This window comes from Aeromonas sp. A35_P (assembly GCF_002259925.1).
Classification (GTDB): Bacteria; Pseudomonadota; Gammaproteobacteria; order Enterobacterales; family Aeromonadaceae; genus Aeromonas; species Aeromonas dhakensis.
This window is the reverse complement of record NZ_NEVB01000047.1, coordinates 1-11026: the sequence shown is the minus strand read 5'-3', so window position 1 is coordinate 11026 and position 11026 is coordinate 1. Positions and strand designations below refer to the sequence as shown.

Below are 11026 nucleotides of genomic sequence, written 5' to 3'. Positions count from 1 at the left end.
CATTTTGAGAACACAGCCTAGCGCAAGCGCATCGAATGCAAAAATGGGCGAGAGCTCATCGGCGCAGGCGGGGTGATATCGTCAAGCTGCCACGCTTGCAGGTCGAGGAGCCAGCCTTGCAAAACAGGGGGAACATGGCGGGGGCTATGGGGGCTGCGTCCAGTATTCGGGTACCGACATGCCACCCGGCCTGCCCGCGCCGTCATTGCTACAGCCCCTCCCCCGGCCAACGTCAACGGCTTATCCGGCATAACTTATCCGGCATAAAAAGAGAGAGGGAAGGCTTGCGCCTTCCCTCTTCGTTATGCCCGTACTCTCTTGTTGTTTGCTGATGTTCTTCAGGCCAGCTCGGCGCGCAGCGCCTTGGTGGCATCGACCATTACCTTGAGGGCGGCCTCGGTCTCTTCCCAGCCGCGGGTCTTGAGGCCGCAGTCCGGGTTGACCCAGAGCCGCTCTGCCGGGATCTGCTTGGCGGCCTTGCGGATCAGATCCTCAATCCAGCCCTGGCTCGGCACGTTCGGCGAGTGGATGTCATAGACGCCCGGGCCGATTTCGTTGGGGTAGTTGAAGCGCTCGAACGCCCCCAGCAGCAGCATCTGGCTACGGCTGGTCTCGATGGTGATCACGTCCGCATCGAGCGCCGCCACCGCCTCTATGATGAGGTTGAAGTCGCTGTAGCACATGTGGGTGTGGATCTGGGTGCTGTCCACTACCGGGCTCGCGCTCAGACGGAAGGCGCGCACCGCCCAGTCCAGATAAGCCTGATGATCCTGCTTGCGCAGGGGCAAGCCTTCGCGGATCGCCGGTTCGTCGATCTGGATGATCTTGATGCCGGCGGCTTCCAAGTCAGCCACCTCGTCGCGAATGGCCAGGCCAATCTGCAGGGCGGACTGCTCGCGGCTCACGTCTTCGCGCGGGAATGACCAGCAGAGGATGGTCACAGGGCCGGTCAGCATGCCCTTGACCGGCTTGTCGGTCAGGCTCTGGGCAAACCGGGTCCACGCCAGGGTCATCGGCGTCGGTCGGTCGATGTCGCGGGTGATCACCGGCGGCTTGACGCTGCGGGAGCCATAGCTCTGTACCCAGCCGAAGCGGGTGATGGCAAAGCCATCCAGCAGCTCACCGAAGTACTCCACCATGTCGTTGCGCTCGGCTTCGCCGTGCACCAGCACGTCTAGTCCGATGGCCTCCTGGCGCAGGATGGCATCCTTGATCTGGGCCTGAATGCCCGCCTCGTAGGCACTGTCGTCGATACGACCGGCTCGCCAATCCTGGCGCAGCACCCGAATTTCCGAGGTCTGCGGGAAGGAGCCGATGGTGGTGGTCGGCAGCAGCGGCAACTTGAGATCCGCGCGCTGTGCCTCGGCCCGCACCGGGTAGGCGCTGTGGCGCTCGAAATCGCTGTTGGTGAGGCTGGCGAGCCGTGACTGCACCGCCTTCTTGTGCACCCGGCTGTCGGACTCCCGATCCACGATGGGCTGGCTGTAGGCGGTGATCTTGTCCAGCTCCCCACCATTGAGATGGTCAGCCAGCAGCCCCAGCTCGTAGCATTTTTGCAGGGCAAAGGCGAACCAGCTGCGGGTCTGGGGATCCAGCTCGTGTTCCAGGGTCAAATCTACCGGGCTGTGCAGCAAGGAGCAGGAGGAGGCCACCCAGAGCCGCTCGCCAAGCTTATCCTTCAGCGATTTTAGAGTCGGTACCAGCTTGGCCAGGTTAGCACGCCAGACGTTGCGACCGTTGATGACCCCGGCCGAGATGACCCACTGGGCCGGCAGGTGCGGGACTAGCGTCTCCAGCTGCTCGGGGGCCGCCACCAGATCCAGGTGCAGGCCATCCACCTTCAGGCTGGTGATGATGTCGCGCTGATGAGCCACCGACCCGAAGTAGGTGGTGAGCAGCAGCTTGCAGGGGCCGGCCAGACGCTCATAGGCGTTGAGGTAGGCGAGGCGCCACTCGTCCGGCAAGTCCAGCGCCAGCGCCGGCTCGTCGATCTGCACCCACTCCACCCCCTGGGCGGCCAGTTTCGCCAGGATCTCCTGATAGACGATGAGCAGGCGGTCGAGCAGCTCGAGGCGGGAGAAGCCGCTCTCTTTCTCTTTGCCAAGCCAGAGGTAGGAGACAGGCCCCAGCAGCACCGCCTTGACCGGCAGCCCCAGCGCCTTGGCCTCTTCCACTTCGTCAAACAGCTGGCTCCAGCCCAGTTTGAAGCGCTGGTCGCGGCTGAACTCGGGCACCAGGTAGTGGTAGTTGGTGTTGAACCACTTGGTCATCTCGGCGGCGGCAGCGGCCGGGCCGGTCGGCGCACGGCCACGGGCGACTCGGAACAGGGTATCGAGATCGGTGTCGCCATGGCGGTGGCGGGCGGGGATGGCATCCACTAGCAGGCTGGTGCCGAGCACCTGATCGTACCAGGCGAAGTCACCCACCGGCAGCAGGGTCACACCGGCCTGTTGCTGGGCCTGCCAGTGACGCTCACGCAGGCTCTTGCCGGTGGCGATGAGTTCGGCCTGGCTGGTTTCGCCGCGCCAGTAGGATTCGAGGGCAAATTTCAGCTCGCGCTTGGCGCCGATACGGGGAAAGCCCAGGGTGTGTGCGCAGGTCATAGGTTCCATTCCTTATGCTCATTCATCTGATGGTGAACTGGATGATTTAGCCATCCAGATGTTTACACATCCAAAATGACAAGATAAGGTGGCGTTGGCTATTGAATCCTTTTCAACTGGCTCTCAAGAAATTCTCAAGGCGGGCAACAAGCCGCCGCCCAGGCACAACAAGGAGGGATACCATGGCGGTGTCAAGCAACCCGGGGATCGACATCAAGCACCTGAAGACAGTGAGCGCGCTGGCCGAGCAGGGCTCGCTGGCCGGGGCGGCGCTCTGCCTCAACCTCACCCAGTCCGCCCTCTCCCACCAGCTAAAAGAGCTGGAGACCCGCCTCAATCTGGAGCTCTATCTGCGCAAGAGCCGGCCGCTGGTGCTGACGGCGGCCGGCAACCAGCTGCTGGGGCTGGCCCGCCAGGTGCTGCCGGCGCTGGCGCAGACCGAGAAACAGCTGCAGGCCCTGCACAGCGGCGACGCCGGTCGCCTTCACCTGGCGCTCGATTGCCACAGCTGCATCCAGTGGCTGCTGCCGCTATTGCCCGATTTTCGCCGCCAGTGGCCGGGAGTGGATCTGGAGGTGGAGTCGGTGCCGGGCTTTGATGCCATCAGCGCCCTGCTCGGCGGCCAGCTCGACCTGCTGCTCACCTCGGACGTGCAGGCGCGCGGCGATCTCCACTTCGAGCCGCTGTTCGCCTTCGAGCTGGTGCTGGTGATGGCGCCGGATCACCCTCTCTGTGGCCAGCAGACCATCAAGCCTGAGGATCTACGCCCCGAGGTGCTGCTGGTCTACCCGGTGGAGCGGGCGCGGATGGACGTGTTCAGCCGCTTCCTGCAGCCGGCCGGCATCGAGCCCGCCCGCTGCAAGCCGGTGGACAACACCTCCGTGATGCTGCAGATGGCCGCCGCTGGCCTTGGCGTCGCCGCCCTGCCGCGCTGGGCTTGCGAGGAGTTTGTGCGTCAGGGGCTGCTCGAGGCGCGCCCGCTCGCCGAGGGGGTACGGCGCCACATGTATGGCGCCGTGCGCGCCGCCGACCGGGATCAAGCCTGTCTGCAGAGCCTGTTTGAGCGCATTCGCAGCAAGATGGGCGATGCAAAAGCGCAGTAATGTGCAGGAGAAGGGACACTGCGCCAGCTTACCTGCAGACAGCAGATTCGTATCAAGCATGGCCGATGTAAAAGCGCAGTCATCCATACGGCGAGGCGCAGTAAAAAGCCGCCTGAGGGCGGCTTGTCATCACGCAGGGCTTCTTATTCAAGCACCCTCTTCACAGCTCGCCGCCCCCTGCCGCCGCGGGCAGTTGGCGCACAGCTCACCATCGCGGCGCTTGTAGTGCAGGCAGCAGCGCTGGCGCACATAACCGACCAAACCGGCCGCTGGCTGCCAGCCCGTCAGATGCTCGGCCAGCAGGCCGCAGGCGGCAAGCCAGTGCGGCGCATGGGTCGCCACCTCGGCGGGGCTTATCTCGTCAAAGAACGCGGGCACCCGCACCAGCGCTGCCAGCAGATCGTCCGCCAAGAGCGGTCGCACGAAACCGGGCCTCAGTCGCTGCACCTGCCCGAGCGCTGCGAACAGCGCCTGCCAATGGGCCTGCAGCCGCTCGCCCGCCGCCTTGATCAAGAGCTCCTGCTCCCCCTTGATCATGGGTTCGGCCGGCAGGGTAAAGCCCGATACCAGCCCATCCTGATAGCCCTGGCCCAACCTCTCCAGCGCCGGCACGGCCCGCAGCCGATAGACGGCCACCATGGCAAGATAGATGGATTGCCAGCAGAGCATGCCCCAGCTGCGGGTGAGCCAGTAGGCGGGGCCCGCCTCCGGATGGGCCAGCCGCCAATGCTCGTGCAGCGCGGCCGCCACCTCGGCCGGCGTGGCCTGTTCGGTCGCCATCAACAGCGCCGCGGCCTCGCCGGCAGCCACCAGCCGCCCCTTGAGGGACGGAATAAGCCCGGCGGCGGCCGCGAACAGGGCGCCGTGATCCGCCAGTGACTGCAGATCCGGCTCGCGCCGTGCCCCCGGGCTGCGGGCACGACGGCCGGCGCCGCTCATGGGGTGAGAGAGCCCCGGGCTCGGCCCGGGACGCAGGGTCAGAATACGTATTTGAGTCGCGCCTCCACGCTGCGCTCTGCGCCAAACCAGCAGTTGTTCTGGTCGTAGCAGGAGTAGTAGGTCTTGTTGAACAGGTTGCTGGCGCTGAGTGACACCTCTGCCCCTTGCAGACGCTGGCTGAGCTTGGCCAGATCGTAGGAGGCGGCCATGTCCATCAGCAGGTAATCCGGCACCGTATCGGTGTTGGCGGCATCAAGCTGGGCCTCCCCCACGTAGCGCAGGCCGGCCCCCAGGCGCACTCCTTCCTGCGGGCCGGCCGGCAGGTAGTTGCTCCACAGCGAAGCCATTTGTTTCGGCACCCAGACCGGGGTCTTGCCCTGCAGGCTGGTAGTGTCGCGGGTGATCTCCATCTCCTGACGGGTATAGCTCAGCGTCAGATCCCAGCGGCTGGAGAGATCGAGTCGCCCCTCCAGTTCGACCCCCTTGGAGACCATCTCGCCGGTCTGCAGCTTGGGCCCGTAGACATTGTCCGGATCCGTCACTAGGGCATTTTGCTTGGTGATGTGGAACGCCGAGAGAGTGGCGGTCTTGCTCATGTCCTCGGAGAGGAACTTGAGCCCCCCCTCCCACTGCCGGCCGGTGGCCGGTTTGAACGCCTGGCCCTGCTTGTCCGCCCCCGCCACCGGTTCGAAACTCTCGGCATAGCTCACATAGGGCGAGAGACCGTGATCCAGCTCGTAGAGGGCGCCGAGGCGCAGCGAGAGGTTGTCCTGATCGATCTGGGCCAGGGTGTTGCTCGCCGCCCCCTGATAGAGGGTCCGGCTGTCGGTGTCCATCCGGTAGCGGTCGTAGCGGGCGCCGCCGATGACCACCAGCCGATCGAGGCGCACCTGATCCTGCAGGTAGAGGCCGCTCTGGTACTGGCGGATGGTGCGGTTGTCCTGATAGTTGAAGGCCAGATCTGCCGGCACTATCTGCTGGTGATTCGGGTTGAAAATGTCGATGGTCGGGGCAGAGTAGTCGAGGGTATCCCGGTAGAGAATGCGCGCATCCAGATACTGGTAATCCACCCCCAGCAGCAGGTTGTGCTGGGCCTTGCCGGTCTGCACCTTGCCCGCCAGCTGGTTATCGATGACAAAGCCGCGAGACTCTTCATCGGTCAGGTAGGCGTTGCGGGCCAGGGTACGGTTATCGGCCGCCAGCGCCGCGTTGTAGGTGTTCTGCTGGTTGGCCGAGGCATCCATGTAGCGGGCGTTTTGCAGCAGCTGCCAGTTGGCGTTGAAGTCGTGGCTCAGCTTGTAGCCGAGCAGGGTCACCTCCCGGCTGTAGTGGTTCCAGTTTTCATCGCCAAGGAAGGTATCGCTGCCCAGCTGGCCCAGCGGGTTGGACTTGACCGAGCCGCTGGCCGGCACCGTGGTGTAGATGCCGGCTTGCGGGTCTTTCTGGTAATAGAGGTTGAGGTTTAGCAGGGTGCGCTCACTCAACTGCCAGTCGAGAGAGGGCGCCAGCACGTAGCGCTCCTCCTCTGAGGTCACCGCCTGACCCTCTTTCTGGCGGGCCAGCCCCACCAGCCGATAGGCAAACTGGTCGTTGAGGGCACCGGTGCTGTCGAGGGCCAGCTCCTTGAGGGTGCCCGTCCCGCTCGCCACGCTGACGCTGTGCCTGCTCTCTCGCTGGGGGCGCTTGGCGATGAGGTTCACCATGCCGCCGGGGGGCATGCTGCCGTAGAGCACGGAGGTGGGCCCCTTGAACACCTCCAACTGCTCGATGGCCACCGGATCGATCTGGGGCTGCAGGTTCCAGTCGTTGTACTGCAGCAGCAGGCCGTCGTAAAAGTTCTGGTAGTTGTCAAAGCCGCGGATGTTGAACAGATCCAGCCGGTTGACCGCCCCGCCTCTCAGCTCGGTGTTGACGCCGGGCACGTAGCGCAGCGCCTCGCTCACCGAGCTGACGCCGCGCTGCTCCAGGGTGTCCCCCTCCACCACCGAGATGGCCTGGGGCGTCTCGATGGGGTCGAGCCGGGTCTTGGTCGCGGTGTTGCGATAGGTCTCGCCGAGCACGGTCAGGGTCTCGTCGGCCCGGGTCTGTGTCGGGCGCTCGGCAGCAGTTGCCTGCACGGGGCCAGCCAACAGGGCGGAGATAGTCGCGGCGACCAGGGACAAAGGGGGGTGAGTGGCGTACATCTGATCCTCGAATGCAATGAGAGAATAGCAACAAATCTCATTTGCATTTTATTGGGTCATTTTGCCCTTGAATTAACAATTTGGGGCATGTTGGCGCTAAAGAGGGAGAAAATGCGGCCGACATGGCCCCATGCGGATACCTAAACTGACGGCAGCAACGCAGGCGATATCGAATGAATAGCAAAGCCTGGCGCAGCAAAAAGGGAAGAGGGATAGCAGCGCCCGACATCAGCCGGGCAAGGGAATAGCCCTGTCAGAGAGGGGCGACGGGCAGCCAGTACTCCATGCGGGCATCCGGCTGGTTGCCGTCAAAATCGGGGGCGTAGCGCTCCAGCTCGAAGCCGTCCAGCCCGCGATAGCCGGAGCTCGGCAGCCAGTGCAGGATAAACCAGTTGAGGGTCTGCCCCAGCTGGCTGACCGGGCCCACGTAACTCAGCACCGCGTAGGTCTGGGCCGGCACCGGGAGGCGTGCCAGACCGGCGGGCAGGCTGGCCCCCTCCTCCATCACGCTGCCCGCCCAGTAGGGGAGCGACTCGCCGGCGCCAGAAACATCCACCACCCCAACCCGCTCCTGCCCGGGTGGCAAACCGCCCGCCGTGCCCAGGGCGCGCCAGATGGCAGGCTCCGTCTGCTGAAAATCGGGGACGGCGGCAAACAGCCCGCGGATCTGCCCCTTCACCCCTTGCAGGATAAAGCCCGGCTGACTCTCGATCCGCTCCTGTACCAGCCTGGCAGGCATGGGCTGCGGCAGGGTCGCCCGCACCAGGGGGGTACGCAGCCCCAGCCGCAGACCCCGCTTGCGATAGGCCAGCGGCGAGCAACCGAACTGCTGCTTGAAGGCGCGGCTGAAGCTCACCTCGGAGCCAAAACCGTAACAGAGCGCCAGATCCAGCACCCGCTGGCGACCAGACAGCAGCGCCTCTGCCGCCTGACTCAGCTTGAGCTCGCGCACATAGTGGGCCACCGTCAGCCCCGTCTCATGGAGGAACACCCGCTGCAGCTGCCAGCGCGACCAGCAGCTCTGCTCAGCCAGCTCGGCCAGCGCCAGCGGCTGATCCAGGTTGGCGTGGATGTAGTCGAGTACCCGCTCGATGCGGGTCAGCTGGCTGTGCGGCCGGGGTTCGGCCTCTGGGGTGGAAGATAAGCTGGTCATGGCGAGATCGGATCTGGCTGTCGGCAAGGCGCTGCGCGCAAGGGCCCCATTAAACATGGCCGCCACCTTGGCGGCAAGGGCTGGCGGTATGGTCGCGTCCGCCCTCTTGCCAGGTGGCTCGAGTGCTGGTCCGTCAAGCCAGCTTGGCAGGCTGTCACAAAAGTGACGCGTTTCCCTGTCAGATTGTTTGAAAACAAATATATCAATTACCCCAAAAAGCCCATAAAGTCCTCGTTCGAATCTTTTTATGCAGGGAGAGCCAAGATGAAGAAAGTTGCCTTGATCACCGGAGCCCGTGGCGGCATCGGATCCGCCATCACCACCGCCTTGCTGGCCCAGGGGTATCGCATCATCGCCACCCACTCCAGTGCCAACGGCGCGGCGGCGCACGACTGGTATGCAGAGCAGGGTTTTAGGCCGGATCAGGTGCGGCTGCTGGCGCTGGACGTAGCCGACACCGCCATGTGCCGCGAGGCCTTGGGCCGCTTGCTGCAGGATGAAGGGCGGGTGGACGTGCTGGTCAACAATGCCGGCATCACCCGGGACGGGGCCTTCAAGCGGATGACCCCGGAGCAGTGGTTCGAGGTGATCCATACCAACCTGTGCAGCCTCTACAACGTCACCCAGCCGCTGTTCGACGCCATGTGCGAGCAGCGCGATGCCCGCATCATCAACATCTCCTCGGTCAATGGCCAGAAGGGGCAGTTCGGCCAGGTCAACTACTCGGCCGCCAAGGCGGGCATGCTGGGCTTCACCAAGGCGCTGGCGGCGGAAGGGGCCCGCTTCGGGGTGACGGTCAACGCCATCGCCCCCGGCTACACCGCCACCCCCATGGTGGAGGCGATCCGCACCGACATCCTCGACAGCATCAAGGCCGACATCCCCATGCGCCGGCTGGCCAAGCCGGAAGAGATCGCCGCCGCCGTGGTGTTTCTTGCCAGCGAGGCGGGTGCCTATATCACCGGCGAGACCCTGGCCATCAACGGCGGCCTCTACATGAAGTGAGGCCTGGCCTTGTCTCATCGGCCTTGTCTAATCGACACAGCGCATCGACAGAGGGCAGCCCGCGGGCTGCCCTCTCTGTTTGATCCTGGTTTGCTCCAGCCAACCGGAATGCCCGTCTCTCCCTTGCCCGGGTTACGGACGTGTTGCCGCGGCCCCCACCGGCTCGGCGAAGTGGCTGCGCAGGGCGGCGATCACCCGGCGCACCTTCTCCGGGATCTCCCGCTGCGGGGTGATGGCGTGGATCTCCATCGGTGGCACCCGAAAACCCGGCAGCAATTCCAGCAGGCGACCCGAGGCGAGATCTTCGGCAATCTCCCCCTCCGGTTGCAGCGACACCCCCTGCCCCGCCAGGGTGAACTGGCGCAGCGGCAGCACGTTGTTGCAGACCACCCGCGGCTTGGGCTTGACCCTGTGCCCCTGCCCCTTCTCGTCGAAGAAGGTCAGGCCGCCGCTCAGCATGTCGGCGGCCAGCCAGTCATGTTCCAGCAGCGCCTCCGGGCTGCGCGGGGTGCCCTTGCGCGCCAGATAGGCGGGCGAGGCGCACAGCAGCATCCGGGTCTGGCCCAGCTTGCGCGCCACCAGGGTGGAGTCCGAGAGCGTACCGACCCGCAGCGCCACGTCGATGCGCTCGGCAATGAGATCCCGCTTCTCGTCGTCAGCGATGATCTGGATGCACAGGCCGGGATGGGCCTGCAGCAACGGCGACAGTGCCCGCGCCAGCGGCTGGCCGGCCATCCCCACCGGGGCGGTGATCCGCACCTCCCCCAGCAGGCTGTCACGCACCTCAGAGAGGCGCAGTTCGGTCTGGTTGAGGGTCTGCTGCAAAGACTGGCACCCCTGCCACACCACCTCCCCCGCCTCGGTCAGGTTGAGGCGGCGGGTGGAGCGGTGCAGCAGGGTGAGCCCGAGCAGGCTCTCCAGCTGGCTGATATGCTGACTGACGGCGGAGGGGGTCATGCCGAGGGCCTTGGCGGCGCCGGTCATGCTGCCCGCCTCGACCACGGCGGCGAAGATGGCGTAACGCTTGAGCTGTCCCATTGTTAAATCCAGCTTATAAGTGAATGCAATTTACAACGGATTATTAAATCACATTCGGGGGCGTAGGATAGCCCCATTCCAACAGTGAAGGAGAATCTCCCATGAAAATTGCCCTGATCGGTGCCAGCGGTTTTGTCGGTACAGCCATCCTCAACGAAGCCGTCAGCCGCGGCCATCACGTCACCGCCATCGTCCGTGACGTGAGCAAGGTAGCCGCTCACCCGCAGGTCACCGCCGTGGCGGTGGATGCCCAGGACAGCCAGGCGCTGGCCAAGGTGCTCAAGGGGCACGATCGGGTGATCAGCGCCTACAACCCGGGCTGGACCGCCCCGGACATCTACGACCAGTACCTCAAGGGGGCCAGCGCCATCGTGGCTGCCGCCGTCGCGGCCAACAGCTGGCTGCTGGTGGTCGGCGGCGCCGGCAGTCTGGAAGTTGCCCCGGGCGTGCAACTGGTGGATACCCCGGAATTCCCGGCCGAGTGGAAACAGGGGGCCCTGGCCGCCCGCGACGGCCTCACGGCGCTGCGCCGTGAAACCACCCTCGACTGGCGTTTCGTCTCCCCTCCCGTGTTCCTGGAACCCGGCGAGAAGCGCGGCGGCTACCGCCTAGGTGCAGATCAGGTGCTGTTTCGCGGTGAACAACCGGCCGGGATCACGGTCGGCGATCTGGCCGACGGCGTGCTCAACGAAGCGGAAAAACCGGCCCACCTGCGCCAGCGCTTCACTCTGGGTTACTGAGCCTGACCTCGGTACAACGCCGGGCCGCTGAGCCCGTCACACAAAGGGAGGCATCCGCCTCCCTTTTTGCATCTCTGCATTTGCGCATCTTGGCTCAGCCAGCGATGCCCCCTCTCTTTTTGGTGCTCAAATTGAGCTCAAACCGGTATACGCCCTACCAGATCAGCAAGAGACAATGCACATCGGTATCTTGCCACTATCGCCGCTCAATCCGCAGCCACCCGGAGGGGTGGCGAATTCTATTTCGATTTTTGTATATAAC

Annotated in this window: 8 protein-coding genes; 3 read left to right on the top strand and 5 right to left on the bottom strand. The window is 64.7% G+C overall.

Annotation, left to right across the window (positions count from 1 at the left end; translation table 11 throughout):
- Positions 1 to 338: 338 nt before the first annotated feature.
- Positions 339 to 2603 (bottom strand): 5-methyltetrahydropteroyltriglutamate--homocysteine S-methyltransferase, encoded by a 2265-nt coding sequence (gene metE, locus CAK78_RS04235; protein WP_176452660.1) that lies wholly within the window; start codon positions 2601 to 2603, stop codon positions 339 to 341.
- 182 nt (positions 2604 to 2785) lie between these two features.
- Here metE and CAK78_RS04230 point away from each other — a divergent pair, with 182 nt between their 5' ends.
- A complete protein-coding gene (locus CAK78_RS04230) occupies positions 2786 to 3706 on the top strand; it encodes a LysR substrate-binding domain-containing protein (RefSeq protein ID WP_005300271.1) in 921 nt (306 codons plus the stop codon).
- Positions 3707 to 3853: 147 nt separating this feature from the next.
- On the opposite strand, the gene CAK78_RS04225 is transcribed toward CAK78_RS04230, so the two are convergent.
- From CAK78_RS04225 to CAK78_RS04215, 3 genes are all read right to left on the bottom strand, one after another.
- Positions 3854 to 4645: a siderophore ferric iron reductase gene (locus tag CAK78_RS04225; RefSeq protein ID WP_094696471.1), complete on the bottom strand. Its 792-nt coding sequence runs from the start codon at positions 4643 to 4645 to the stop codon at positions 3854 to 3856.
- A gap of 38 nt (positions 4646 to 4683) precedes the next feature.
- The gene (locus tag CAK78_RS04220; RefSeq protein WP_094696470.1) at positions 4684 to 6828 is read right to left on the bottom strand and encodes a TonB-dependent siderophore receptor; all 2145 of its coding nucleotides are present in this window, start codon (positions 6826 to 6828) and stop codon (positions 4684 to 4686) included.
- Between the two features lie 253 nt (positions 6829 to 7081).
- Positions 7082 to 7981: an AraC family transcriptional regulator gene (locus CAK78_RS04215; protein WP_094696473.1), complete on the bottom strand. Its 900-nt coding sequence runs from the start codon at positions 7979 to 7981 to the stop codon at positions 7082 to 7084.
- Between the two features lie 264 nt (positions 7982 to 8245).
- Here CAK78_RS04215 and CAK78_RS04210 point away from each other — a divergent pair, with 264 nt between their 5' ends.
- Complete coding sequence (locus CAK78_RS04210) at positions 8246 to 8986, top strand: SDR family oxidoreductase (protein WP_010634159.1); 741 nt, start codon at positions 8246 to 8248, stop codon at positions 8984 to 8986.
- Positions 8987 to 9118: 132 nt separating this feature from the next.
- Here CAK78_RS04210 and CAK78_RS04205 read toward each other — a convergent pair whose 3' ends face one another.
- Positions 9119 to 10024, bottom strand: a complete 906-nt coding sequence (locus CAK78_RS04205) for a LysR family transcriptional regulator (RefSeq protein ID WP_094696469.1) — start codon at positions 10022 to 10024, stop codon at positions 9119 to 9121.
- 101 nt (positions 10025 to 10125) lie between these two features.
- Here CAK78_RS04205 and CAK78_RS04200 point away from each other — a divergent pair, with 101 nt between their 5' ends.
- Positions 10126 to 10764, top strand: a complete 639-nt coding sequence (locus tag CAK78_RS04200) for an NAD(P)-dependent oxidoreductase (protein WP_094696468.1) — start codon at positions 10126 to 10128, stop codon at positions 10762 to 10764.
- The last annotated feature ends 262 nt before the right edge of the window (positions 10765 to 11026 follow it).

Excerpts from the sequence above, each read along its gene's own strand:
- CAK78_RS04200 (WP_094696468.1), top strand. The coding sequence starts at position 10,126 with ATGAAAATTGCCCTGATCGGTGCCAGCGGTTTTGTCGGTACAGCCATC.
- metE (WP_176452660.1), bottom strand. The coding sequence starts at position 2,603 with ATGACCTGCGCACACACCCTGGGCTTTCCCCGTATCGGCGCCAAGCGC.
- CAK78_RS04215 (WP_094696473.1), bottom strand. The coding sequence starts at position 7,981 with ATGACCAGCTTATCTTCCACCCCAGAGGCCGAACCCCGGCCGCACAGC.
- CAK78_RS04225 (WP_094696471.1), bottom strand. The coding sequence starts at position 4,645 with ATGAGCGGCGCCGGCCGTCGTGCCCGCAGCCCGGGGGCACGGCGCGAG.
- CAK78_RS04220 (WP_094696470.1), bottom strand. The coding sequence starts at position 6,828 with ATGTACGCCACTCACCCCCCTTTGTCCCTGGTCGCCGCGACTATCTCC.
- CAK78_RS04230 (WP_005300271.1), top strand. The coding sequence starts at position 2,786 with ATGGCGGTGTCAAGCAACCCGGGGATCGACATCAAGCACCTGAAGACA.
- CAK78_RS04205 (WP_094696469.1), bottom strand. The coding sequence starts at position 10,024 with ATGGGACAGCTCAAGCGTTACGCCATCTTCGCCGCCGTGGTCGAGGCG.
- CAK78_RS04210 (WP_010634159.1), top strand. The coding sequence starts at position 8,246 with ATGAAGAAAGTTGCCTTGATCACCGGAGCCCGTGGCGGCATCGGATCC.